This window comes from Actinosynnema pretiosum, from assembly GCF_024171695.1.
In the GTDB taxonomy this organism is placed as follows: domain Bacteria; phylum Actinomycetota; class Actinomycetes; order Mycobacteriales; family Pseudonocardiaceae; genus Actinosynnema; species Actinosynnema pretiosum.
In genome coordinates, this window is record NZ_JAMTCF010000020.1 from 143,878 (window position 1) to 167,997 (window position 24,120).

Consider the following 24,120-nt stretch of genomic DNA (forward strand, 5'->3'; position numbering starts at 1 on the left):
CGGGGGTAACGCCGCGCACCGGATGGCCGATGCACAGCTCGTACGTGAGGAGGGCCCCTTGTCGCCGCACAGCACGGAATCCGCTCTCGGGGTCGACCCCGACGTCCTGGCCGCCATCGCGGCGAGGTTGCGCGAGCTGCGCACCCGCCTCGACCACGACCCCGCCGACGCCCGGCTCGACGTGCCCACCTCGGGCTCGGACCTGGTGTCCGGCGCGCTGGAGGACTTCACCGCCCGGTGCGCCGAGGGCAGGCAGCGGATCAGCGAGGAGCTGGAGGCCGTCGCCGCCGCGTTCGACGCCTCGGCCGCCAAGTGCCTGCGCGCCGACCACGACGGCGCGCTCGCCCTCGCCCAGCTCTTCGGCCGGAGCGCCCCGTGACCACCCTGCCCAGGCTCGCGCGGGTCGCCGCGCCGGGAGACCCGGACGGCGTGCGGCGCGCCTCCGCCGCCCTCGCCCTGGCCGGTGAGGAGGCCGACGCGGTGCGCACGGCGCTGCGCGCGGTCGGCGACGTGCTGTCCATGTGGCCGGGCGCCGACTCGTTCCGGGGCAGGCTCGAACGGGTCTGCGCCGACCTCGGCGTCCTGGTCACCGCGCACGCCACCGCCGCCAAGGCGCTGTCCGGCTACGCGACCGAGCTGGCCCCCGCCCGCGCCCGCGCCGGGTTCGCCCAGGCCCGCGCCACCTCCGCCGCCGAGGAGGAGGCCGACGCCGCGCGCAGGGCCCGCGCCGCCGACGCCGAGGCCACCGCGCACGGCAACCGGGCGCTGCAGGCCGTGCAGCGGGTCGGGTACGCCAAGAACCAGCTCACCATCGCCACCCTCATCGGCGACGACAAGGCCGCCGACGACCTGGCCTCGCGGATCGAGACCGAGGAGCGGCTGGCGCGCGTCGCGGGCGCCGAGCACGAGCAGGCGCAGGAGCGCGCGAAGCTGGCGCAGTCCGAGCGGGAGGAGGCCGTGCGCAGGCTGGGCGCGGCCAAGGAGCTGGCCGAGCAGGCCAGGAACCTGCGCGAGACGGCCGCCCGCGTGGCCGCCGGGGTGCTGCGGGAGGCGGTCGAGCACGCCGTCGGCGAGTTCGCGGTCGGCGCGCTGGAGGGCGCGGAACAGGCAGCGGGCGAGCTGGGCGGTGGCGGGGAGGGCGAGTCGGCGGGGGAGTGGTCCGATGGCGTGGCCGCCGTGCCGCGCGCGGCCGTGGGCGCGCTCCGGGTGCTGCCGCAGGAGGAGCCGCGCCCCGACGCCGAGACCGCCGAGACCTCCGATGTCGACACCGCCGAGCCGGATGACGTCGGGACCGCGCCGGTGACCTTGTCCGAGCTGCCCGCCGCCCGCGCCCCGCTGGCCCTGCTCCCGCCCGTCGAACCGGGGGAGTCGACGCCGGTCGAGCGCGTCGGGAGCCACCGGGCCGCCGAACCCGCACCCGTGACCGGTGCCGTTGACGGCGCAGAGGACACCCCGGGGGATGCCCCTGAGCCCGACGCGGACCCGGTGCTGTCCGGGACGATCGACGTCGAGTGGTTGACCGCCGACGTCTTCCTCGACCCCGCCGACACCCCTGCCGAGCCGTCCGAGGACCTCGTCGACTGGGCCGAGTTCGAGTCGCTGGCCGGGGTGGTCCTGCTCGGCGACCGCATCCGCCCGCCCGGCGCAGACCTGGACGAGCTGGCCGAGGTCCTGTCGCTCGACACCCGCCTGCGCGACCAGCTCCCACCTCGCGAGCACCCCGTGCCCGCCCCCGATCTCTCGGCCGCCGTCCCCCTGGCGGCCGAGGCCGCCACCACCGCACCCGCCGACACCGGTCCGTTCGGCGCCGCACCCGTCGCCACCGGAAGCGCCCACGCCAAGCCCGCCGCTACCACCGGATGCCCCGACACCACGCCCGTTGACGCCGGAAGCGCTCACGCCAAGCCCGGCACCGCCGCGCCCGCCACCCCCGAGCCCGCAGGTCCCGAGCGCTCAGCCCCCACGCCCGCAGACCCCCGGCCCGCAGACCCCCAGCCCGCAGACCCCCCGTCCCTGCCCGCCGTCGCGGAGCGCAACCTGCCCCGCCCGGTCAGCAAGGTCTCGGCCGCGCTGCGCCTCCCGGCGGGCTGGATCGAGATCGACCCCCGCTCGGACGCCCCCCTGCCCAGCGCCGCCCTGTCCGCCAGGGCACAGCGCGCCGAGGCCGAGCGGGTCGCCAAGCTCGCCGCCCCGGTGGCACTGGAACTGCGCAAGCTCTCCGAGGGCTCCGAACCGCTCCTGGCCGCCGTCTGGGCGGGCGGCGGCGACCTGGCCCCGCCCGCGCTCACGGCGGGCGCGCTGCTCGCGGTGTCCCCGGCGGTCGGCGGACTGGCCCAGGTGTGGGCGTCGATCGAGCGCGCGCCGGGCGCGGGCGAGGTCACCGTGTCCTCGGTGGAGCTCCCGGTGGGCGTGGCGCTGCTGGCCACCACCGAGGTCGACCTGCCGAGCCCCGGCCTCCCGGTCCCGGACCGCGCCCTGGTCAGCCGCTACTTCCTGCGCCTGCCGAACAGCGACCGGGTCGCCGTGCTGTCCTTCACCACCCCGAACACCGAGCTGGCCGACCGCTTCGGCGAGGTCTTCGCCGCGATCGCGGCGAGCCTGCGCTTCCACGCCGCCTGACCCCCGCCCGCCACGCCTCCCCGCGCGGCGGACGGGACGTCAGCCCAGCCCGTGGCCGCGCCCGGTGACCGCGTCGCGCAGCTCCTCGCGGCCGTCCAGGTACTCCAGGCTCGTGCCGGTCACGACCGAGTCGGTCCAGCTGCGCGGGCGCATCCCCTGGTCGTCGCGGAACCGCTCGGACACCGCCTCGTAACCGGGCACCCACTGCGCGCTGGGCGTCGGCGAGTACCGGTCGTGGTGCAGCACGACCCGCTGCGGCGGCCGGGGCCGGATGCCGCCCGCGCGCTCGGGGTCGGGCACGCCCACGGCCAGGCCGAAGGCGACGTAGCTGTGGTCGGGCAGGCCGATCAGGTCGGCCAGCTCCTCGGCCCGGTTGCGCATCGCCCCCAGGTAGACCGCGCCCAGCCCGATGGCCTCGGCCGCGACCACGGCGTTCTGCGCGGCGATGGCGGTGTCGATCGTGGCCGTGGTGAACGAGTCCAGGTACTCCAGGCTCGCCGCGACCTCGCCCCGCTCCTCGGTGATGGCGTGGTTGCGGGAGTTGTCGGCCACCCACAGCAGCACGACGGGGGCCTCGTCGACGAAGCGGTAGGTGGTGCCGGACAGGCGACTGCGGGTGAACTCGGTCAGCCGGGCCTTGAGCTCGGGCGCGGTGACGGCCACGACGCTCCAGTGGTGCAGGTTCGACGAGGTCGACGCCGACTGCGCCGCGGCGACCATCGTCTCCAGCGCCCCCTCCGGCAGCGGTTCGGGCAGGAACGCGCGGACCGACCGGTGCCGGAGCAGGGCCTCGACCTGCTCGTTCCAGATCAGGCCCGCCGGGGCCTCGTCGCGCCCGTAGCGCTGTTCCAGCAGCTCGCGCTGTGCCTCGTTCACGGTGGCGTGCCTCTCTCGGGTGCCGTCAGGCAGTCGCCTGACCGAGTGGCACAGTATCAGCACTTTGGCATAGCTCTGCCACAATGGCGCGGAGTAGAGTGCGGGGGTGTCTACCCTCCAGGACAGGCGGCGCCAGGCCACGGTCACCGAGATCGAGGCCGCGGCGATCAGGCTCTACGCCGAGCGCGGCTTCGACGCCACGACCTGCCCGGACATCGCCGAGGCCGCCGAGGTCTCCTCCCGGACCTTCTACCGCTACGGGATGAACAAGGAGGAGGCGGCGTTCCGGGGCGCCAAGAAGTTCAACGAGCTGCTCGCCGACGCGGTCGTCGCGCGCGCGGGCGACGGGCGCCTGACCCCCGCCGCGTGCGAGGAGGCCATCACCGGCGTGCTCGTCGACGTCGCGGCCGAGGAGTGGTTCGAGCGGGTGCTGCGCGTGCGGCGGCTGGCCGCGCGGGACCCCGAGCTGCGCCGCGTCGAGCACCACCACGACGCCGAGGGCGTCGACCTCGTCGTCGACCGCGTCGTCCGGGACGGGGCCGGGGACCGGCTGCGGACCAGGGTCGTCGTGGCCACCGCGCTCGCCGTCTTCCGGGCCGCGCTGGACGAGTGGGTCACCGCCGAGCCCGACACCGGGACCGCCGGGCTGCTCGACCTCTACCGCGAGGTCCGCGCGCACGCCGAGGAGCGCTGACCGCGCGCGGTCAGCGCTCCTCGGGAAGCAGGTCAGGCGACGGCGGTGGTGGTGGCCACGAGACCCACCCCCGCCGCGATGAGCGCCATCCCGGCCAGGGTGCCCGGCGCGATCGGGTCGGCGAACAGCACCCGACCCGCCACCGCGACCAGCGCGATGCCACCACCGGCCCAGATGGCGTAGGTGATCGCGACCGGCAGCCCGAGCCGGATCACCTGCGCCTCCAGGTAGAACGCGATGCCGTAACCGACCACCAGTCCGAGGACCGGCAGCGGTTTCGTGAAGCCGTGCGAGGCTTTCAGGCACAACGTGGCGAAGACCTCGCTGCACACGGCGAGGCTGAGCAGGAACCACTTGAGCATGGAGTTGTCCCGGAGTCCGGAGGGAAGCGTGGGCTGGGGTGAGCAGCCCAGGCGTCAACCGCCGCGGGTGGGGAAGTGGACTCGCAGGACGAATTTGGAGGGGCCGTCAGGTGTCGTCGCGCGACACACGGAACATCACCCTTACGCCAGGAAGGTGGCCCTTGGTGGCCTGTGGTGAGGATACCCCCGACCGCCTGAGCCGCAAGGAAGTTCACCCGAGGGACGGGTGAACCGCCTCACCCGAGCACGTCCCGCACCGCCAGCGCCAACCGCTCCGCGACCACCGCCACCTGCTCCGGCGTGATCACCAGCGGCGGTCCCAGCAGCAGCACGTCCCCGTCGCGCCCGTCCGCGCACCCGGTGGAGTGGTACACCAGCAGCCCGCGCTCGCGCGCCGCCGCCACCACCCGCTCGGCCACCCGCTCCGCGCGCGGGAACGGCGCCTTGCCCTCCCGGTCCGCCACCAGCTCCACGCCGCGCAGCAACCCGATCCCGCGCACGTCCCCGACCGCCCGGTGCCCGCCGAGCCGCTCCCGCAGGCACGCGTCCAGCACCGCCCCGACCCGCTCGGACGCCTGGACCAGCCCGCGCTCGGACAGCACCCGCAGCACCGCCCGCCCCGCCGCCGCGCCGACCGCGTGGTGCGAGTTGGTGAACCCGTGCGTGAACGCCCCGATCGCCTCCCGCACCCGCCCCGAGCACACCGCGAGCCCCAGCGGCCAGTACCCGGACGACGCGCCCTTCGCCGCCACCAGCAGGTCCGGCCGCACCCCCCAGTGCTCGCACGCGAACCACCGCCCGGTGCGCCCGAACCCGGTCATCACCTCGTCCGCGACCAGCAGCACCCCGCGCTCCCGGCACACCCGCGCCACGGCGGGCCAGTACTCGTCGTCCGGCACGCACGCGCCCAGCCCCGCGCCCGCCACCGGTTCCGCGACGAACGCGGCCACGTCGTCGGTCAGCAGCTCGTCCAGCCGCCGCGCGTGCCACGTCCCGCAGCCCACCGGGTGCTCCGGCGCCGGGCAGCGGTACTCGTAGGGCGCGGTGGCCCGCCGGGTCGCGCCCAGCCACGGCAGGTACGGCGCCCGCAGCCCGTCCCGCCCCGACACGTCCAGCGCCCCGCGCGTGCTGCCGTGGTACGCGCCGCCGCGCGCCACCACCACGTGCCGCTCCCGCCCCTGCGCGAGGTGGAAGGCCCGAGCCATCTTCAGCGCCGTCTCCACCGCCTCGCTGCCACCGGACACCGGGTACACGCGCGGGTCGTCCACCGGCAGCAGCGGGGCCAGCTCGTCCGCGTAGGCGTCGACCTCGGCGCTGCGCAGCGCGGTCGGGTGCACGTACGCGACCTTGCGGGCCTGCGCCGCGATCGCGTCCACGACCTCGCCGACGCCGTGCCCGATCGAGGTCACCACGGCCCCGCCGGACCCGTCCAGGTACTCGCGCCCGTCGGTGTCCACGACCACCGCGCCGCTGGCGTGCGAGGCGGTGGGCAGCCCGGTGGCGCGGGCGAACACGTGCCCGCCCGCGCCACCGGCTAACCCGCTGCTCATCCCGCCACCGCCGCCAGCGCCTCGCCGAGCACGCGCAGCCCGGTGTCGGCCTCGGCCTCGGTGATCACCAGCGGCGGGGACACCCGGATGCTGCTCTCGCCGCACTCCAGCACCAGCAGCCCGCGCTCGAACGCGGCCTGCTGCACCGCCTCGGCCAGCTCCGCCGTGGCCAGCTCGACGCCGATCATCAGGCCGACGCCGCGCACGTCCACGATCGCCTCGGGCCAGCGCGCCTGGAACTCGCGCAGCCCGGCCGTCAGCCGCTCGCCGACGGCGGTCGCGTTGGCCAGCAGCCCCTCGGACTCGATGACCTCCAGCGTCGCCAGCCCCGCCGCGCACGGCACCGGGCTGCCGCCGTAGGTGGACCCGTGGGCGCCGGCAGGCCAGGTCTCCATCAGGTCCGCGCGCGCCACGAACGCGCCCAGGGGCAGGCCCGACGCGAGCCCCTTGGCGCTGAGCAGCACGTCCGGCCGCACGCCGGTGTGCTCGATGGCCCACATCCTCCCGGTGCGCCCGACCCCGGACTGGACCTCGTCGGCCACCAGCAGGATGCCGTGCCGGTCGCACAGCTCCCGCAGCCGCGCCAGCCAGCCCTCGGGCGGCACGATGTACCCGCCCTCGCCCTGCACCGGCTCCACGAAGATCGCGGCGACCTCGTCCGGGGAGACGACGTGCCGGAACAGCACGTCCTCCAGGTGCTCGAACGTGGCGTCGCTGCCGTACGGGGCGTGCAGGATTCCAGGTAGCAGCGGCCCGAAGCCCTTGTGGTACTTGGACTTCGACGCGGTCAGCGACACCGCGCCGTAGCTGCGGCCGTGGAACGAGCCGTAGAAGCTGATCGCGTACTGGCGGCCGGTGGCGTGCCTGGCGAGCTTGAGCGCGCCCTCCACCGCCTCGGCCCCGGAGTTGGTCAGGAACACCCGCGCCGGGCCGTCGATCGGCGCGGTGTCCGCCAGCGCCCGGCACATCTCGGAGTAGATCGGCAGGTAGAAGTCGCTGGCCGAGTAGTGCAGCAGCTCCGCGCTCTGCCGCTGCACCGCCTCCACCACGCGCGGGTGCGCGTGCCCGGTGGAGTTGACCGCGATGCCCGCGTTGAAGTCCAGGAACAGGTTGCCGTCGACGTCCTCGATGACGCTGCCCCGACCGCGCAGGGGCACCAGCGGGTAGGCCCTGGGCAGGGAGCGGCTGGTGACGGCCTCGTCGCGGGCCAGCACCTCGCGGGCCAGCGGGCCGGGCAGCTCGGTGCGCAGCAGCGGCGCGGTGGCCGTGCCCGCGTTGCTCGTGGCGGTCATCGCGACACCACCGTCCGGGACTGCTCGCGCAGGTACAGCTGCACGTAGTGCGGTCCGCCCCCGGCCTTGCCGGTGCTGCCGGACCCCTTCCACCCGCCGAAGGGCTGCACCCCCGGCCACGCCCCCGTCGTCGCACCCGCCGCGCGGTTCACGTACACCACCCCCGCCTCGATCTCGTCCAGGAACCGCTCGACGTCGGCGTCGTCGCCGGAGAACAGCCCGGCGGTGAGCCCGAAGTCGGTGTCGTTGGCCAGCTTGAGGGCCTCGTCGAGCGAGTCGACGGGCGCGATGGCGACCAGCGGCACGAACAGCTCGTCGCGGAACAGCCGGTCGTCCACCGGGACGCCCGTGACGACGGTCGGCGCGACGTAGTGCCCGTCCGCGCGGCCGTCGCCCGCGCCCAGCACCTCGCCGCCCGCCACGACCTGCCCGACCTCGCGGGCGTGCGCGACCGCGTCCGCGAACCGGGCGACCGCGTCGGCGTCCACCACCGGCCCGACGAACACCGGGCGCTCCAGCGGGTCGCCCACCACCAGCTCGGCGGTCTTCGCGACCAGCTTGGCCACCAGCTCGTCGTGCACGTCCCGGTGCACGTACACCCGCGAGCACGCCGAGCACTTCTGCCCGGAGAACCCGAACGCCGAGCGCGCGATGCCGGTCGCCGCGACGTCCAGGTCGGCGTCGGCGGTGACGATGGCGGGGTTCTTGCCGCCCATCTCGCACACCACCGGCTTCGGGTAGGCGCCCGCGAACGACCGGTACACCTCCATGCCCGCCGCGTACGAGCCGGTGAACGTCAGCCCGGCCACGCCGGGGTGCGCGACCAGCGCCTTGCCGGTGTCGTCGCCGCCGGGCAGCAGGTGCAGCGCGTTCGCGGGAACCCCGGCCTCGCGCAGGCACTCCACCAGCTTCGCGGCGCTGAACGTGCCCTGCGTGCTGGGCTTGAGCACGGTCGAGTTGCCCGCGACCAGCGCGGCGCCCAGCGGTCCCGCCGCCAGCGCGCCGGGGAAGTTGAACGGGCTGATCACGCCCCACACGCCGTGGGGGCGCAGCACGCTGCGGGTGTGCTCGCGCTCGGACAGGCGCTCCATGTCGGCGGAGAACCCGTCGTGCTCCTCGAACCGGTCGCAGTAGTACCGGATCAGGTCGGCGGACTCCTCGACGTCGCCGAGCGCTTCGAGCCGGTTCTTGCCGACCTCCATCGTCATCAGCGCGGCCAGCTCGCCGGACCGCTCGCTGATCAGGTCGGCCGCCGCGCGCAGCACCCGCAGCCGCTCGGCCTGCGGGGCCCAGGACACGGCGGTCGCGGCGGCGCGCACGGCGTCGTCCACGTCCCGCGCGGTCGCGGTGCGGCCCCGGCACAGCACGACCGAGGTGTCGGCGGGGCTGGTGACGGTGAACAGCTCGCCGGTGGCCCTGGGCGCGCCGCCGACGTCGACCGGTATCTCCCGGCCCAGCCACGACCGGGCGGTGTCCGCGCCGCGCTCGTAGTGGGTGTGCAGGGCCTCGTTGTCGGCGGTCAGGGTGGCGTAGGTGACCCGCGGGCGTTCGGCGTCGGCCATCGTGTCGCTCCATCCTCGTGGACTGCGCGGCTGGGCAACCCTAAGACGGATTCCGTGGCCGTGTCGACGCTTGCCCCGAAGCTCTTTCGTGACCAGGCGGCTAGACCGCAGTTCTTCCGGAGTTGTGCGTGTCCCGCCGAAGCTCTTGCACATCGTCGCGGGAACGGGCTAATCCCACTGGCCGGGAGCCGGTCCCACCCCGCGCTAGGGTGCGGGGTGTTGGTGGTTCGCCCGACCGGTTGACCCCGGAAGGGCGAGGCAAGAGGGAACCCGGTGCGAGTCCGGGACTGCCCCGCAGCGGTGAACGGGAACGAAAGCCGTCATCAAGCACTGCGCCCGAGTCGGGCGTGGGAAGCGACGGCCGGTAGGAGCGCGCACGACGCCCGTGAGTCCGAAGACCTGCCGCCGACCCGCGCGCCCACCGGACGCGCGGCGCCCGTGGGCCTCTCGGGAGGGCTCGCGCGGACGCGGCCGTCACCCCTCCGGGTAAGGCCCTCCTCGCGACGCGCCCGTGCCTGCCCGCGGGTCCACGCACGCTCACGAGGAGAGAGCCTGTGACCAGCGGTATCGGTTCCACCGTGCTCGGCTACCCCAGGATCGGCCCGCGCCGGGAGCTCAAGCGCGCCGTCGAGTCCTACTGGGCCGGGCGGATCGACCGGGACGCCCTGCTCGCCACCGCCGCCCGGCTGCGCGCCGACACCTGGCGCGACCTGCGCGAGGCGGGCCTGGACTCGGTCCCGTCCAACACGTTCTCGTTCTACGACCAGGTCCTCGACACCGCCGCCCTGGTCGGCGCCATCCCGGCCCGCTACCGGCAGGACCACGAGGTCGACACCCTGTTCGCCGCCGCGCGCGGCACCGGGTCGCTGGCCCCGCTGGAGCTGACCAAGTGGTTCGACACCAACTACCACTACCTCGTCCCCGAGATCGACGAGGACACCACGTTCGCCCTCACGGGTGACAAGCCGCTGGCGGAGTACCGGGAGGCGCGGGCGCTGGGCGTGCCCACCAGGCCGGTCGTGCTGGGGCCGGTGACGTTCCTGCTGCTGGCCAAGGGCGCCGACCCGCTGTCCCGGCTGGACGAGCTGGTCGAGGTGTACGCGGACCTGCTACGCGCGCTCGCCGACGAGGGCGTGGAGTGGGTGCAGCTGGACGAGCCCGCGTTCGCCGCCGACCGCACCGAGCGCGAACTGGTGGCCCTGGAGCGCGCCTACACCCGGCTGGCCGCCCAGGCGGCGAGGCCACAGCTGCTGGTGACCGGCTACTACGGCGACCTCGGCCGGGCGCTGGGCGTGCTGGCGGGCACCGCCGTGGACGCGCTGGCCGTCGACCTCGTCGCCGGGACAGAGGAGGGCCTGGCCGAGGTGACCGCGCTGCGCGGCAAGACCCTCGTGGCAGGCCTGGTCGACGGCCGCAACGTGTGGCGCGCCGACCTGCGCGCCGCCCTGGCGCGGGCCGAGGCGCTGCGCCCGCTGGCGCGGGAGGTGGTGGTGTCGACGTCGTCGACGCTGCTGCACGTGCCCTACGACCTTGACCAGGAGCAGGGCCTCGCGCCGGAGGTGCGCGACCGGCTGGCGTTCGCGCGCCAGAAGGTCCGCGAGGTCGTCCTGCTGGGCCGCGCGCTCGCCGAGGGCCCGACCGGGGAGTGGGAGGCCGAGGCCGACCGCCCCCGCTCCGCACCCCGCCACGACGAGTCCGTCCGCTCCCGCCTGGCGGGCTTGCCGCCCACCGCCCGCACCCGCGCCCCCTACGCCGACCGGGTGATCGCCCAGTCCGACCTGGGGCTGCCGAGGCTGGCGACCACGACGATCGGCTCGTTCCCGCAGACCACCGAGATCCGCACCGCGCGCGCCGCCCTGCGCTCCGGCGAGCTGGACCACGACGGGTACGCGGAGCGGATGCGGGCCGAGATCGGCCGGGTGATCGCGCTGCAGGAGGACATCGGCCTGGACGTGCTGGTGCACGGCGAGCCGGAGCGCAACGACATGGTGCAGTACTTCGCCGAGCACCTGGACGGGTTCGCGGGCACCGAGCTGGGCTGGGTCCAGTCCTACGGCTCCCGCTGCGTGCGCCCGCCGATCCTGCACGGCGACGTCACCAGGCCCGAGCCGATCACCGTCCCGTGGACCACCCACGCCAGGTCCCTCACCAAGCACCACGTGAAGGGGATGCTGACCGGTCCGGTGACCATCCTGGCCTGGTCCTTCGTCCGCGCCGACCAGCCGCTCCGCGCCACCGCGGACCAGGTCGCCCTGGCGCTGCGCGACGAGATCGCCGACCTGGAGGCGGCGGGCACGCGCGTGATCCAGGTGGACGAGCCCGCGCTGCGCGAACTCCTCCCGCTGCGCGAGGCGGACCGGGAGGACTACCTCGACTGGTCGGTGTCCGCGTTCCGCCTCGCGACGGGTGGCGCGGCGGCGGGCACGCAGGTGCACACGCACCTGTGCTACTCGGAGTTCGGCGAGGTCATCGGGGCGATCGACGCCCTGGACGCGGACGTGACCACGATCGAGGCGGCCCGCTCGAAGATGGAGGTCCTGGCGGACCTGAGCGCGGCCGGTTTCGCGCGGGGAGTCGGACCGGGCGTGTACGACATCCACTCGCCTCGCGTGCCGGGGGAGGAGGAGCTGGTGGCGCTGATCGCGGAAGCGTCCCGCGCCGTTCCCGGCGACCGGCTGTGGGTGAACCCGGACTGCGGCCTGAAGACGAGGGCCTACGCGGAGGTGGAACCCGCGCTGCGGGCCCTGGTCGCGGCGGCGAAGCGCGTCCGGGAGACGACGGCGGACTGACGCCCGCCGAGGTGTTCCCGCTGGGCTGACACCCGGCAGGGTAATGGCCCCCGCGCTCCCGATCGGGAACGCGGGGGCCGCCTCCACCCCGGAGTCCGTTGCAGCGACGGAACCCGGTAGTACTTCCGCACCTTCGCCAGAACCCTGCTGAACGCTGAGTACCCCACCCCCCACACCCTGAACCTGCCCGATCCACATGTCCCCCGGACGGCGCAGCCCACCCCTCACCGCCACCCCTCGCCACCTGCCGGCCACCGTTCCCATCGCTCGTCCTCGGGGGCAATCACTCGTCCGAGGGATGAACCCGGTGCCCCACGTTGCAGGCGCGGCGTCCGCCGCACACGATTCCCCCGCAGTGGCAGGTCTGGTGGCAGCAGGTCTGGCGGCGCTGGCAGGTCTTCAGGTGCGGTGCCCGGTTCGGATGGTGCCCGGTTCTGATGGTGCTCGGCGCTGTGCTCGGTTGTGGTGGTGTTCGGCTCTGGTGGCGGAGGGGCGGTGGCATGGGGCTCGCGGCGCACGAGCAGCACGAGGAGGCCGAGGCGGGGGACGCCGTCGACGCGCTCCTGGGCGGGTACTGGAGGTTCCACGTGCTCGGGGCGTTCGTGCGCCTGCGCGTGCCCGACCTGCTCGCCGAGGGGCCCACCACGGCCGCCGAGGTGTCCGACATGCTCGGGGCGGTCCGGCCCGACGTCGTCGACACCTTCCTGCGCTGCGCCTCCGCCGAGGGGCTGCTCGACCGGAGCAGCGACGGCTGGTACTCCGCCAACGTCGTCACCGCCGCGCTGTGCCGCAACGGCAGTCACGCCACGCTCGCCCTCATGCTCACCGCACCGGGGGCTTGCCGCCCGATGGAGGTGCTCGACCAGGTCGTCCGTCACGGCAGGTCACGGGCGGACCTGGTGTTCGACGGCGACGACCTGTGGACCTACTACCGCCGCACCCCGCACGAGGCGGCCTGGTTCTCCGACTGGATGCAGGAGTTCACCGAACCGGTCGTGGACTCGGTACTGGACCGCTACGCGTTCACCGGCCACCGCCGCGTCGTGGACATCGGCGGCGGCAACGGCACCCTGCTCCACCGGGTCCTCGCCGCCCACCCCGACGCCACCGGCGTGCTGTTCGACCGCCCCGAGGTGGTGTCCAGGGCGGGCGCGGTGTTCAAGCGCCTCGGACTGGCCGACCGGGTCGAGCTGGTGGGCGGCGACTTCTTCGAGGCCATCCCGCCGGGCGGGGACCTGTACCTGCTCAAGAGCGTGCTGTGCGACTGGGACGACGCCAGCTGCGTCCGACTGCTCTCCCGCTGCCGCGAGGCGGCCGGACCGGGCGTGCCGATCGTGGTCGTGGACTGGGTGCGCGGCGACGGCGACTCCCCGGTGCACGACACGATCTCGTTGCAGCGCCTGGCCCTGAACGGCGGCGAGATCCGCACGTTCGGCCACTTCCGCGGCCTGTTCGAGGCGGCGGGCCTGGAACTGGCCGTCCTGGACCGCCCCACCCCCGGCACCACCCACGAGTGGGAACCGGCAACGATCATGGAAGTGGTCGACGCCTCCCCGTGGCGGTAAAGGCTCACGGGCAGGCAGGCTCCCCACGGGCGGGGGCGGGGGCTCTGTGGGCAGGGACCTCACAGGCGGGACCCCTGTGGGCAGGGACCTCACGGGCAGCGCTCTGCGGGCAGGGTTCTGCAGGCAGGAGACCCCACGAGCAGGGACCCCACGGCGGGGGACTCCACGGCGGGGGACTCCACGGCGGGGACTCCACGGCGGGGGACCCCATGGCGGGGCCCCATGGGCAGCGCTCTACGGGCAAGGCTCTGCGGGCACAGGCGGTGTTTCACGGGCGTATGGAAAAACGGATACGCCCTCGCAACCCGCTGACCTCTTCACTGACCGGCAACCGCAACGCGCTCCGCGTGCGGGCAGGGAAGGGGCATGGTCGTGGACGTGGGCAACGCCGTGGGAGATGTCGAAGGGACCTCAGAGGGGAGCGCGGGCGGGATCGGTCGGCGGAAGGTGCTCGGGTGGGGTGGTTTAGCGGCGGCCGGGGTGGTCGCGGCGAGCGCGTCACCCGCTGACGCGCTCGAAGCCCCGCGCAAGGGCGCGGGAGCCACCGATGCCGGGAGCGGGGCGGGAGCCACCAACGCCGGGAGCGGGGCGGGAGCCGCCGATGTCGGGAGCGGGCCGGGGGAGCGGGTTCCTCCGGACGCCCTGCCCGGTGGCGCGCTCGACCGGTACGTGGCCGAACTCGCCGCCGAGGACGAGTTCTCCGGGGTGCTCCTGCTCTCGTACCGAGGTCGGACCGTGCTGTCCCGCGCCTACGGCATGGCGGACGAGGAACTCGGGGTTCGCAATCACGTGGGTACCGCGTTCAACCTCAGCTCGGCCAGTCAGCCGTTCCTGGCCGTGGCGGTCATGCAGCTCGTGCAGGCGGGCGCGGTCGGGTTGGCCGATCCGGTGGGCGCCCACCTGACCGGGTTCCCCACCGACATCGCCGAACGGGTGACCGTTCACCACCTCCTCACCGGCACCGGCGGCCTGGACGCCCCGATGCCGGACTGGAACCGGGTCTTCCACAGCCGTGACGAGGTGCGCGAGCAGCACCGGCTGTGGACGCACCAGGCCCGGCTGGTGGCAGCCCCCGGTTCAGCCGACCAGGGGCACACGCCCGGCGGCGGGGTCGGATTGGCCATCGCCGCGCGGATCGTGGAAGCGGTCGCAGGGACGACGTTCTGGGACTACGCGCACGAGCACGTCTTCACCCGCGCGGGCATGACCGGTTCGGGTTTCTACACCCGGACGCAGTGGCTCTCGGATCCCCGCATCGCGCACCCGTACGCGAGGCAGACCGACGGAGGCCGGGTGGACGTCGTGCGCCACCTCGACCGGGGCAGCACCGCCGACCCGATCGAAGGCCGGAACCCGGCGCGCGCGTTCATCGGCCACTCCTCCGGCGACGCCTTCGCCACCGCGCCCGACCTAGTCCGCTTCGCGCACGCCCTGCGCGACGGCACACTCCTGTCCCGCCCCTACGCCGAACTGCTGACCGGCGCCAAGCTGCCCAGCCGCAACCCCAGGTCGTTCACGGGCTACACCGGCCCGCTCCACCTCCTCAACGGTGATCAGTGGACGTTCGGTCGTGGTGGCGGCAACGCGGGCTGCGGAGCCGACTGGACGGTCTACCCGGACACCGGCTGGACCGGCGTCCTGCTCAGCAACTACGACGACTTCCCGATGGTGGAGATCCTCCAGCTCCAGGAGCAGGTCATCACCGGCCAGGACGGCACCCCACCGGGCGGCGGCTGACCTCACCGATTGGTGGCTGACCCCGTTGAGGTGATCTCGGCGAGGTCCGTCACGAGCCCTGGTCCGACACCAGGCTCGCGACGTGGCCGCGAATTCGGCCTGCGCCTGTGCGGTCTGGTCCCGGCGCGCGCCGACGTCACCGATCACGCCGCAGCTCACGCGGTCTTCGAGGTCGGCGCCTCGCCGGAGCTGGACCACTGCGCCCTCTCCGGTGAGGCGCAGCGGTGGGTGGTGGTGGAGCTGCGCACGCGGGTGTTCAACACCCGCGCGTAGCGGCCTCGAGGCCGCGCTCGTCCCCGCCGTCGAGCGCTGTTGTGACTACTGGTGGGCATACCCGCCGGTGCGCTGAGCACGCCCCCGAGGACCGGAAACCCTGTGCCCGAGCTGCCCGACCTGCCCGACCCCGATGCCTGACCGCGTGCGGACCCGGCCGATACCAGGGTCTTCCCCGATGTCGTCAGGGTGACCATGTGGTTACCGTGCGTGCATGACCGAGACGTGGAAACCACCGAGGACCCAGGCTGAGGCAAAGGCCCTGCAAGCAGCTTTAACGCACGGTGAGGGCTATCGGGTCTCTCTGGACCTGGTAGTCACCGTGCTGGACGAGGAAGCGCTGCGGCGGGCGGTCCAGACGGCCCTGGAGTCCGCCCGCTTCAGCACCGAGCAGGCCCGGCGGTCGGTGACCGAACGGGTCGGCGGCGACGTCGCCGAGGCACTGCACTTCATCCTCCAGGTCGATGGAATCTTCGCGGACGAGAGCGCCGTGTTCGTGCGGTCGGCCCACGTCCTCGTCCAACCGCAGGGGGCGGAAGACGCCTGACCATCCCCTGCCGCCGCCGCGCCCGGAACCGCACCGGCCATCGCGCGTTGATCCGGGCCGTGCCGCGCAGGGCGGCCAGGTCACCGAAGTGGACCGGCGCGGCGGTGACGCGGACCAGGAAGTGTCCCGGCAGGGGGCGGCGGTCGCCGCGCGCCCGCCAACCGACTTGCCGAACCCGCCCCGCATCCGTCCTGCACCCGCCCCCCGAACATCCAGTTCTCGTCCCGGAGCCTCGTCATCGACGAGTTGCCCCCCGGTAGCCCGGTCTTTCGCATCTCGACCGCGACGGCATGGCTGATCTGCTTGGTGGCCATCGAGCGCTGGAACGCGGTCTTCACGTTGCCCGCCCGCTGCGCCAGGTTCCGCAGGAAGGTGAGGATCTTCGTCGGTGCCCACTGCGGCGGTCGACGCGCCGAAGTTGGGCACGGCAGCGGGTGGCGCGGGTATTCGGATCAGCACCAGCCGGGGGATCAGCTCGGTGAGGACCGCCTGGGAAGTCCTCGGCGAGGATCATGATCATGTCGGAGAGCTGGAGCACCTGCGTCAGCTCGCCGGCCTGGGGCGCGACGCCGTCGACGCCCGAGGCGAACTCGCCCAGCTTCGTGCTCACCGCCCGCCTCGGCAGCGCGTTCCCCGGTGGTGGGATCGGTGCGCGTCCTCCTCAGGCCTCCTGCACCACCGCCGTCGCCCGGATCTCCACGCGCATCCCCGGTGCGCCCAGCGCCGCCACGCCCAGGGACGTCCAGATCGGGGCGCGGTCGCCCAGGCGGGCGCGGAACTGGGCGACCATCGTTCTGTTGTGGGTCTCGCCGAGGAAGTCGCCCGCCTCCGGCTCCGGCACGTGGTACGAGTCCACCGCGATCACGTCCGCCCACGTCGCGCCCGCCGTGGCCAGGGTGCGCTCCAGGTTGTCGAACGCCTGGACGATCTCGGCTTCCAGGGACTCCGGGAAGTTCCAGTCGTCGTCCCAGCCGCCCTGGCCGGACGTCTCCACGCGGTCGCCCACGCGCACCGCCTGGCTGTAGCGCATGGTCGTGAGCTGCCGGTCGCCGTAACCGGGGGTCACGCTGAAGGTCGCGCTCATAGAGAAAGCTCCTGTTCGATCGACGAACCACGGGATGAGTTCACGCTTGAAGTCAAGCTACCACCGTTTCGCTTCACGTGTGAAGTCATCGGGGATCGGTAGAGTTCCCGGCATGGCGGGCGAGACTTCGAAGAGCGGGGAAACCGCAGGTCAGGGACCTGAGAACCCGAACGGGTACGACGACAAGAAAGTCGTCTGGGAGCCCCGCTGGCTCGACGCGGGTGAGAAGGAGGCCTGGATCGCCCTCGTCTCCCTCGTCCTCCTGCTTCCCGGCAGGCTGGAGTCCCCGCTCCAGCAGGAGGCCGGGCTGACCCTGTTCGAGTACCTCGCCCTCAGCCACATCTCCGAGGCCCCCGACCGCCGCCTCCGGATGAGCGAGCTGGCCTACCTCGCCAACGGCTCCCTGTCCCGCCTGTCCAACGTCGTCAAGCGCTTCGAGCAGCGCGGCTGGGTCGAGCGCTCGCCCGACCCGGCCGACGGCCGCTACACCCTCGCCGCCCTCACCGACGCCGGGTTCGCCGTGGTCCGGGCCGCCGCTCCCACGCACCTGCGCGCGGTCCGCGAGCTCGTGCTCGACCCGCTCACCGCCGACGAGCAGCGCGCCCTCGCCGAGATCGCCGCCAAGCTCCGCGCCCGCCCGGTCGACCTGGCCTGAGCTCCGCGAACCCCGCGCGACCCGGATCTCCGGGGAAAACCCCTCAGCCCGCCCGCCGCCGTGCCGAAGCTCGGTGGCACAGGTCATAAGCGGGTACAGGAGGAGCCGGTGTTGCGTTCGCTGAGCATCAGGGGAGGCCTGCTGGCCTCGGCGGGAGTGGCGCTGGGGGTGGCGGTCGCCATCGGCGCGGTGGGGATCGTGGAGACGTCCAACACCGCGACGAAGGCCGAGGCGATCCACCAGGAGGCGCTGCTGCCGCTCTCCGCCGTCAAGGACATGCAGCAGCTCATCTGGCACGGCCGCTGGGCGTCGCTGTCCAACCTCACCGCCTCCGACGCCGAGAAGGCCAAGGCCTACGGCGCCGAGTCGGCCACGAACTACGAGGCGGTCACCACCCGCCTGAACGAGTACTCGACCATGCCGGTCACCGACGCCGAGCGCGCCGCCATGGCGACCTTCGCGACCGACTGGGCGAACTACATGGAGCTGCGCAAGCAGTCCTCCGCCCTCAAGAACGACGGCAAGATCGCCGAGTGGGAGGCGTTCCGCAGCAGCACGCTGAACCCGGCGCTGGCCAAGGCGCTGGAGAACCTCGACAAGGCCATCTCCCTCACCCAGGAGCACGCCACCTCCGCCGCCACCGCCGCCCAGGACGCCGCCTCCAGCGCGCGCCTGGCGATCGTCCTGGTGCTGATCGCGGGCGTGCTGCTGGCCGCAGGGTTCGCGCTGGCCGTGTCCCGCGTCCAGGCCCGCCGCCTGCGCGAGCTGCAGGACGTCGTGACCGCGCTGGCCGACGGCGACCTGAGCGAGCGCGTCGCCGACACCAGCTCCAACGAGATCGGCGAGATGTCCCGCTCGGTGCACACCGCCGTCACCAAGATGCGCGGCACCGTGCAGACCCTCGCCGCCGCGAGCCGCGAGCTGTCCGAGCGCTCCACCGCGCTGCAGGGCACCAGCCGCGACCTGGCGGGCGGCGTCGACCGCGCCTCCGACCGGGTCGGCCAGATCGACTCCGCCGCCGGTGAGGTCAGCGACGGCGTGCAGGCCGTGGCGGGTGGCGCCGAGGAGATGGGCGCGGCGATCCGCGAGATCTCCATGAGCGCCGCCGAGGCCGCCCAGGTCGCCGCGAACGCCGTGCAGTCCGCCGCCGAGGCCCGCCAGCTCATGGCCAAGCTCGACTCGTCGTCGGTGGAGATCAGCAACGTGGTCTCCGCGATCACCGCCATCGCCGAGCAGACCAACCTGCTGGCGCTGAACGCCACCATCGAGGCGGCCCGCGCCGGTGAGTCCGGCAAGGGGTTCGCGGTGGTCGCTGGCGAGGTCAAGGACCTGGCGCAGGAGACCGCGAAGGCCACCGAGGAGATCGGCCGCCGCACCGAGGTCATCCAGCACGACACGCGCGCCGCCGTCGAGGCCATCTCGGGCATCGGCGCGGTCATCGAGAAGATCAACGACTACCAGAACACCATCGCCTCGGCGGTGGAGGAGCAGAGCGCGACCACGCAGTCCATGACCGCAGACCTGAACCGCGCCGCGGGCGGCACCACGCGCATCAGCGGGCAGCTGGCCGAGGTCGTCGGCGTCACGGCCGACACCAAGCGGGCCGCCCAGTCCGCCGAGCAGACCGCAGGCGACCTGGCCGGGCTGTCCACCAGGCTGCGCGAGCTGATCGACTCCTTCCGCTACTGAGGGACCCCACGGATTCGGCCCCGTCCCGCGTCGTGACCCGGCGCGGGGCGGGCCGCCCCCACATGAACCCGGCCGCGTCCTCGCGCGGCCGGGTTCAGCCGTCGCGGACCGAGTCCACCAGCGCGGTGACCGCAGGGTGCCAGTCGCGGTCGGCGGGGCCGGCCAGCACGAGCCTGCGGGTCACCGGCTCGCGCAGCGGCACCACCACCAGCCCCGGCGGCAGCATCGCGCCGACCAGGCCGGGCACGAGCGAGACGCCCATGCCGGAGCGGACCATCGCCAGCAGCGTGCCCAGCTCCCTGACCCGGTGCCTGGGCGCGAACGGGTGACCGGCGTGGGCCTGCCGGACGCGGTGCTCGCAGCAGCCGCGCGAGAGCAGGAACGGGTCGTCGGCCAGCTCGCCGACGCCCACCTCCGGCTGCCCCGCGAGGGGGTGGTCGGCGGGCAGCAGCGCGTGGAAGGCGTCCTCGCGCAGCAGCACGCCCGCGCCCGGCGGCGGGTCGACCCGGACCGCGACGTCGACCGTGCCGTCCACCAGCCACTCGTCGATCTCGTCGTCGTCGCCCTCGAACACCCGCGCCTGCACGCCGGGGAACTCCGCGCGCCACCGGTCCAGCAGCTCGGGCAGCAGCCCCTGGCACACCGTCGGCGGCGCGGCGATGCGGACCGTGCCGCGCGGTCCGCCCCGGTCGCGCTCGGCCAGGTCGGTGATCGCGGTGGCCGCCGCGACCGCGCTGCGGGCGTGCGCGAGCAGCTCCGCGCCGAACGCGGTGGGGGCGGCGCGCCCGCGCCGGGACAGCACCGCGCGGCCGAGCGTGCGCTCCAGCGCGGCGACCGCGTGCGAGACGGCCGACTGGGTCAGGCCGAGCGCGTCGGCGGCGGCGCCGAAGCCGCCCTCGTCGACCACGGCGAGGAACGCGCGCAGCTGGGCGAAGTTCAGGGCCATGAGCGCCTCTCATGGGTGACGGGTGGGCACTTGTTGGACTCATGATGGGGCACGGGGTGATGCTCGTCGGCGTGGGGACCACCGGGAAGTTCGTGCTGCTGTCCGCGATCTGGGGCAGCAGCTTCGCGTTGATCAAGGTCGCGGTGGACGCGGGCGTGCCGCCGGTGCAGGTGGCGCTGCTGCGCTGCCTGTTCGGGGCGCTGGCGCTGTGGCTGATCTGCCTGGCGCAGCGCGCCCAGATCCCGCGCGACGCGCGCACGTGGGGGCACGCGGCCGTGGTCGCGGTGCTGCTCAACGCGGTGCCGTTCACCCTGGTGGCGTTCGGCGAGTCCAGGGTGGACTCGGTGCTGGCCGGGGCGCTGAACGCCACCACGCCGCTGGCGACGCTGGCGTTCGCGCTGCTGGTGGTGCCGGGGGAGCGGGTGACGTGGACCAGGCTGGCGGGGCTGCTGCTGGGGTTCGCGGGCGTGCTGGTGCTGCTGGGCGCGTGGCGGGGGCTGGAGGGGGACGTGCTGGTCGGCGGGCTGGCCTGCGTCGCGGCGACGTCCTGCTACGGCGCGGGGTTCGCGTACACCCGGCGGTTCCTGACCGGCGGGCCGCACCGGGCGAGCGCGCTGTCGGCGGCGCAGATCACCTGCGCGACGCTCCAGCTGCTCGTGGCCGCGCCGCTGCTGTCCGACTCGGTGGTGTGGCCGGGCGCGCCGGTGGTGCTGGCGCTGGTGGTGCTGGGCGCGGTGGGCACGGGGTACGCGTACGTGCTCAACTTCGACCTGATCCGCGAGGCGGGGCCGACGGTGGCGTCGACGGTCACGTACGTGACGCCGCTGTGGTCGACGGCGCTGGGCGCGCTGCTGCTGGCGGAGCCGGTGGGGTGGAACACGGTCGCGGGCGGCGCGGTGGTGATCGGCGGGATCCTGCTCAGCCGCAGGCCGGTCCGGGCGCGGTCGGGGGTGGACGTCGGGGTGGCGCGGTAGGGGCCTCCAGGTGGGGGTGACGGCAGGGACGAGGTCAGCGCGTTCCTCCGCTCGCGCCGCGTCTGGACGACACCGAGCGGATGCACCTGCGCGACCTCGCCCGTGCGGCAGGGCCTCAGGCGCGTGGGCGGGCGCTGTTCTCGCCGATGCACGAGGACCTGTCGTGCTGGGCGAACACCGCCCGGTTCGCGTTCCTGAGCCCTGCCGTGCGGACGTTCTACCTGGACTGGGAGCGCGTGAGCCGGGAGGCGGTCGGGGTGCTGCGGGTCGCGGCGGGCAAGAACCCGCACGACCGGGGAGTGAAGCGCTTCCGGCACCCGGTGGTGGGGGAGCTGGACCACGAGGCCCTGGACCTGTCGGCGGAGGACGGGCTGAAGCTGCTCGCCGCCCCGGCGGCCACCACGAGCCTGCGGCCCGCCGACGGCTGAGCCCACGAGGGGGCACCGGTGTTACCCCTCACGACGTGGACTCCCGCCGCGCGCCTGGCTGCCGTTGGTTGGGACCCGCCCCCGGACCCGCGCGAGCCCGTGCCCTACCCGCGCCTGCTCGCCTCGGTGTTCGGCGCGGTCGCCCGGCACCGGGCCGCGCTGCCGACGCTGCTGGTCTGCGCGGCAGGGTTCGCGGTGTTCTCGCTGTTCTGGACCGCGCTGACCTACCTGCTGACCGCCCCGCCGTTCGGCTACTCGGCGGGCGGGATCGGGCTGCTGGGGCTCGCCGGCCTGGCCGGGGCCGTCGCGGCGCGGCGGGCGGGCGCGCTGCACGACCGGGGCTGGTCGGTCCCCGCGACGGGGGCGGCGCTCGCGCTGCTGGCGCTGTCGCTGGTCGGCGCGTGGCTCGCGCGGGAGTCGATCGTCGCGCTGGTGGTCGTGGTCGTCGTGCTGGACGTGGCCGCGCAGGCGAACCTGGTGCTCGGCCAGACCCGGCTGTTCGCCCTGCCGGGGACCACGCGCAGCAGGCTGAACACGGCCTTCGTGGTGTGCAACTTCCTCGGTGGTGCGGCGGGTTCGGCGCTGGCCGGTCCACTGTGGACGGCGGGCGGCTGGACGGCGGTCGTGGTGGCCGCGCTGGCGCTCACCGGCGTCGGCGGCGTGGTCTGGGGGTTCTCGCGCGGGCGGCTCGCCGAGGTGGCCCACGCGGGGTGAGCGGGTCCCCCTCGGGAGTCCTTTGTGGACTCCCGAGGGGGAGGCTCACTTCCCGAGTTCCGCGTCGAGCGCGGCCTTGAGCCCGTCGTAGGTGGGCGCGCCGGAGAACCTCGCGCCGTTCACGAAGAACGTGGGCGTGCCCCGGACGCCGAGCGCGACGCCGTCCTCGCGGTCGGCGAGCACCCGGTCGACCGTGGCCGGGTCGTCCAGGTCGGCCTCGAACGTGGCCACGTCCAGCTCCAGTCCGCGCGCGAAGCCGAGGAACGTCTCCCGGTGGGACACCCGCTGGTCGCCCCACCGCGCCTGGGTCTCGTACATGGCCTGGTACATCAGCTCCAGCTTGCCCTGCCTCCCAGCGGCCTCCACGGCGCGCGCGGCCAGTTCGGCGTTGACGTGACCGGGGATCGGGAAGTAGCGCAGCACGAACGTGACGCGGTCGCCGTACTCGGCGCGCAGCCGCTCCACGTCGGGGTACGCGGCCCCGCACGCCTCGCACTCCAGGTCCAGGAACTCCACCACGGTGACCTTCGAGTCGGCGGGGTCGGTGAGCTTGTGGCTGTCCGGTCGCACGAGCAGGGCGGGGTCGGCGGCGGCTGCGGGCTGCTCGGGTGCCGCGCCGGGGAGGCCGGGGCGGTTCAGGAAGAGCAGCGCGCCGAGCACGGCCGCCACGACGGCGACCGCCGTGAGCGACACCTTGAGGTTCTTGGTCATCCTTCGTCCGTTCGCTGCGACGCCCAGGGGACGGCGGGGCGCGGCCCGGCCGGTGGCGGGGTCGCTGCGTCCCGGCCCTGGGGCGGGGTTCGGGGGAGGCGGGGGAGTGCGTCGTCGGGGACGCGGCTCAGTCAGGGTGGTGCGGTCCGGCGCTCACGCGCGGTCGGTCACGTCCGGGACACGCACAGGCGCAGCGGGCTCGGGGCGCTCAGGGCCACCGGGCGCGGGCGGGTGATCCGGCGCAGCGCGGCGAGCGCGGCCGACCACGGCAGCGGGCGGGTGAGCGCGGCCAGCGCCAGCAGCACGGCCAGCAGGGCTGCGACGCACGTGCCGAACAGGCCGGACAGGTCTTCGGAGGTCGGGGTGGCGTCGGTCCAGGCGGTCAGGCCCGCTCCGGAAGGGGTGTCGACGCGCCAGGTGTCGGTGCGGGGTTCGACGTCCACCGGGGTGCTCCCGGCGTCGGCCGGGGCGGCGAGGACCGCGCAGCAGCCGGTGCTCTCGGCGGCGCTCGCGCACAGCGACCCGTGCAGCACCAGGACGCCCATCAGGACGGCCAGGAACGCGGCTGCCCGCGCGAGCACCGCCCGCGCCCCGCTGCTCCTCGCGTCCGGCACGCCATCAGGTTAACGCCCGCGCTCCCTGGGACGTCCGGCCCCTTCATATCAATACCTGTTAGTTTGTTGATGTGACCGATGAGCGCGACGCCTGCGAACTCCTGTGCCTGGACCTCCCGCACGCCGAGGAGATCCGCTCCCACCTGCCCGCGCTCCCCGCCGTCGAGGCCGCGGCCTCCGGGGCCCGAGCGCTGGGCGACCCGACCCGGCTGACCATCGCTGCGGCCCTGCTGCCCGGCACCGAGCTGTGCGTGTGCGACCTGGCGTGGGTGGTGGGCCAGGCGCAGAACCTCGTCTCGCACCACCTGCGGCAGCTGCGCGTCGCGGGCCTGGTCGCCGGACGGCGTGACGGGCGCATGGTCATGCACTCGCTCACCGCGCGCGGTCGCGCGCTGGTCACCGCGGTGCTGGGCGAGCACGTCACCTCGGAGGCGTGAGG

At 74.2% G+C, this 24,120-nt stretch carries 23 protein-coding genes and 1 riboswitch; of the genes, 14 read left to right on the forward strand and 9 right to left on the reverse strand.

What is annotated here, in order from left to right:
- Nucleotides 1–58 precede the first annotated feature (58 nt).
- Together LV78_RS32965 and LV78_RS32970 are read left to right on the forward strand one after the other, a co-directional pair.
- The gene (locus LV78_RS32965; RefSeq protein ID WP_253849933.1) at nucleotides 59–379 is read left to right on the forward strand and encodes a PE domain-containing protein; all 321 of its coding nucleotides are present in this window, start codon (nucleotides 59–61) and stop codon (nucleotides 377–379) included.
- Entirely contained in the window at nucleotides 376–2,619 is a 2,244-nt protein-coding gene (locus LV78_RS32970; RefSeq protein WP_253849934.1) for a hypothetical protein, read from the forward strand. Before LV78_RS32965 ends, LV78_RS32970 begins: the two co-directional genes overlap by 4 nt.
- Before the next feature lie 39 nt (nucleotides 2,620–2,658).
- Here the strand turns inward: LV78_RS32970 and LV78_RS32975 are convergent, their stop codons facing one another.
- Nucleotides 2,659–3,495: a nitroreductase family protein gene (locus LV78_RS32975; RefSeq protein WP_253849935.1), complete on the reverse strand. Its 837-nt coding sequence runs from the start codon at nucleotides 3,493–3,495 to the stop codon at nucleotides 2,659–2,661.
- Nucleotides 3,496–3,601: 106 nt separating this feature from the next.
- On the opposite strand from LV78_RS32975, the gene LV78_RS32980 reads away from it, so the two are divergent.
- Nucleotides 3,602–4,189: a TetR/AcrR family transcriptional regulator gene (locus tag LV78_RS32980; protein ID WP_253849936.1), complete on the forward strand. Its 588-nt coding sequence runs from the start codon at nucleotides 3,602–3,604 to the stop codon at nucleotides 4,187–4,189.
- Nucleotides 4,190–4,221: 32 nt separating this feature from the next.
- On the opposite strand, the gene LV78_RS32985 is transcribed toward LV78_RS32980, so the two are convergent.
- The 4 genes from LV78_RS32985 to LV78_RS33000 all read right to left on the reverse strand — a co-directional run bounded on the left by LV78_RS32985 (nucleotide 4,222) and on the right by LV78_RS33000 (nucleotide 8,955).
- Nucleotides 4,222–4,551 carry a DMT family transporter gene (locus tag LV78_RS32985; RefSeq protein ID WP_015801879.1) on the reverse strand — a complete coding sequence of 110 codons (330 nt, stop codon included), beginning with the start codon at nucleotides 4,549–4,551 and terminating at the stop codon, nucleotides 4,222–4,224.
- A 236-nt stretch (nucleotides 4,552–4,787) separates the two neighbouring features.
- Nucleotides 4,788–6,101, reverse strand: coding sequence for an aminotransferase family protein (locus tag LV78_RS32990; protein WP_253849937.1), 1,314 nt, complete (start codon nucleotides 6,099–6,101; stop codon nucleotides 4,788–4,790).
- Nucleotides 6,098–7,393, reverse strand: a complete 1,296-nt coding sequence (locus LV78_RS32995) for an aminotransferase class III-fold pyridoxal phosphate-dependent enzyme (RefSeq protein ID WP_253849938.1) — start codon at nucleotides 7,391–7,393, stop codon at nucleotides 6,098–6,100. Before LV78_RS32995 ends, LV78_RS32990 begins: the two co-directional genes overlap by 4 nt.
- A complete protein-coding gene (locus LV78_RS33000; protein ID WP_253849939.1) occupies nucleotides 7,390–8,955 on the reverse strand; it encodes an aldehyde dehydrogenase family protein in 1,566 nt (521 codons plus the stop codon). The genes LV78_RS32995 and LV78_RS33000 overlap by 4 nt, the downstream gene beginning before the upstream one ends.
- A gap of 206 nt (nucleotides 8,956–9,161) precedes the next feature.
- Nucleotides 9,162–9,376, forward strand: a riboswitch (cobalamin riboswitch).
- A 133-nt stretch (nucleotides 9,377–9,509) separates the two neighbouring features.
- On the opposite strand from LV78_RS33000, the gene metE reads away from it, so the two are divergent.
- The 5 genes from metE (at nucleotide 9,510) to LV78_RS33025 (ending at nucleotide 15,866) form a co-directional block, all read left to right on the forward strand.
- On the forward strand, nucleotides 9,510–11,744 hold the full coding sequence (metE, locus tag LV78_RS33005) for a 5-methyltetrahydropteroyltriglutamate--homocysteine S-methyltransferase (RefSeq protein ID WP_253849940.1): 2,235 nt from the start codon (nucleotides 9,510–9,512) through the stop codon (nucleotides 11,742–11,744).
- 500 nt (nucleotides 11,745–12,244) lie between these two features.
- Nucleotides 12,245–13,309: a methyltransferase gene (locus LV78_RS33010; RefSeq protein WP_253849941.1), complete on the forward strand. Its 1,065-nt coding sequence runs from the start codon at nucleotides 12,245–12,247 to the stop codon at nucleotides 13,307–13,309.
- Between the two features lie 366 nt (nucleotides 13,310–13,675).
- Complete coding sequence (locus tag LV78_RS33015; RefSeq protein ID WP_253849942.1) at nucleotides 13,676–15,046, forward strand: serine hydrolase domain-containing protein; 1,371 nt, start codon at nucleotides 13,676–13,678, stop codon at nucleotides 15,044–15,046.
- A gap of 12 nt (nucleotides 15,047–15,058) precedes the next feature.
- Entirely contained in the window at nucleotides 15,059–15,319 is a 261-nt protein-coding gene (locus LV78_RS33020) for a hypothetical protein (RefSeq protein ID WP_253849943.1), read from the forward strand.
- Nucleotides 15,320–15,533: 214 nt separating this feature from the next.
- Nucleotides 15,534–15,866 carry a hypothetical protein gene (locus LV78_RS33025; protein ID WP_253849944.1) on the forward strand — a complete coding sequence of 111 codons (333 nt, stop codon included), beginning with the start codon at nucleotides 15,534–15,536 and terminating at the stop codon, nucleotides 15,864–15,866.
- 661 nt (nucleotides 15,867–16,527) lie between these two features.
- Here LV78_RS33025 and LV78_RS33030 read toward each other — a convergent pair.
- Nucleotides 16,528–16,950 carry a Rid family hydrolase gene (locus tag LV78_RS33030; RefSeq protein ID WP_253849945.1) on the reverse strand — a complete coding sequence of 141 codons (423 nt, stop codon included), beginning with the start codon at nucleotides 16,948–16,950 and terminating at the stop codon, nucleotides 16,528–16,530.
- 112 nt (nucleotides 16,951–17,062) lie between these two features.
- Here LV78_RS33030 and LV78_RS33035 point away from each other — a divergent pair, with 112 nt between their 5' ends.
- Together LV78_RS33035 and LV78_RS33040 are read left to right on the forward strand one after the other, a co-directional pair.
- Nucleotides 17,063–17,605 (forward strand): MarR family winged helix-turn-helix transcriptional regulator, encoded by a 543-nt coding sequence (locus LV78_RS33035; protein WP_253849946.1) that lies wholly within the window; start codon nucleotides 17,063–17,065, stop codon nucleotides 17,603–17,605.
- A 108-nt stretch (nucleotides 17,606–17,713) separates the two neighbouring features.
- Entirely contained in the window at nucleotides 17,714–19,294 is a 1,581-nt protein-coding gene (locus LV78_RS33040; RefSeq protein ID WP_253849947.1) for a methyl-accepting chemotaxis protein, read from the forward strand.
- A gap of 94 nt (nucleotides 19,295–19,388) precedes the next feature.
- Here LV78_RS33040 and LV78_RS33045 read toward each other — a convergent pair whose 3' ends face one another.
- The gene (locus LV78_RS33045) at nucleotides 19,389–20,240 is read right to left on the reverse strand and encodes a LysR family transcriptional regulator (protein WP_253849948.1); all 852 of its coding nucleotides are present in this window, start codon (nucleotides 20,238–20,240) and stop codon (nucleotides 19,389–19,391) included.
- A gap of 44 nt (nucleotides 20,241–20,284) precedes the next feature.
- Between LV78_RS33045 and LV78_RS33050 the strand changes: the two genes are divergently transcribed.
- The 3 genes from LV78_RS33050 (at nucleotide 20,285) to LV78_RS33060 (ending at nucleotide 22,356) form a co-directional block, all read left to right on the forward strand.
- Nucleotides 20,285–21,214 carry a DMT family transporter gene (locus tag LV78_RS33050; protein WP_253849949.1) on the forward strand — a complete coding sequence of 310 codons (930 nt, stop codon included), beginning with the start codon at nucleotides 20,285–20,287 and terminating at the stop codon, nucleotides 21,212–21,214.
- A gap of 80 nt (nucleotides 21,215–21,294) precedes the next feature.
- Nucleotides 21,295–21,642, forward strand: a complete 348-nt coding sequence (locus tag LV78_RS33055; RefSeq protein WP_253849950.1) for an MmyB family transcriptional regulator — start codon at nucleotides 21,295–21,297, stop codon at nucleotides 21,640–21,642.
- A gap of 99 nt (nucleotides 21,643–21,741) precedes the next feature.
- The gene (locus LV78_RS33060) at nucleotides 21,742–22,356 is read left to right on the forward strand and encodes an MFS transporter (RefSeq protein ID WP_253849951.1); all 615 of its coding nucleotides are present in this window, start codon (nucleotides 21,742–21,744) and stop codon (nucleotides 22,354–22,356) included.
- A 45-nt stretch (nucleotides 22,357–22,401) separates the two neighbouring features.
- On the opposite strand, the gene LV78_RS33065 is transcribed toward LV78_RS33060, so the two are convergent.
- Nucleotides 22,402–23,067, reverse strand: coding sequence for a DsbA family protein (locus LV78_RS33065; RefSeq protein ID WP_253849952.1), 666 nt, complete (start codon nucleotides 23,065–23,067; stop codon nucleotides 22,402–22,404).
- Nucleotides 23,068–23,234: 167 nt separating this feature from the next.
- Nucleotides 23,235–23,681, reverse strand: a complete 447-nt coding sequence (locus LV78_RS33070; protein WP_253849953.1) for a hypothetical protein — start codon at nucleotides 23,679–23,681, stop codon at nucleotides 23,235–23,237.
- Nucleotides 23,682–23,752: 71 nt separating this feature from the next.
- Here LV78_RS33070 and LV78_RS33075 point away from each other — a divergent pair, with 71 nt between their 5' ends.
- Complete coding sequence (locus LV78_RS33075; protein WP_253849954.1) at nucleotides 23,753–24,118, forward strand: ArsR/SmtB family transcription factor; 366 nt, start codon at nucleotides 23,753–23,755, stop codon at nucleotides 24,116–24,118.
- Nucleotides 24,119–24,120: the final 2 nt, after the last annotated feature.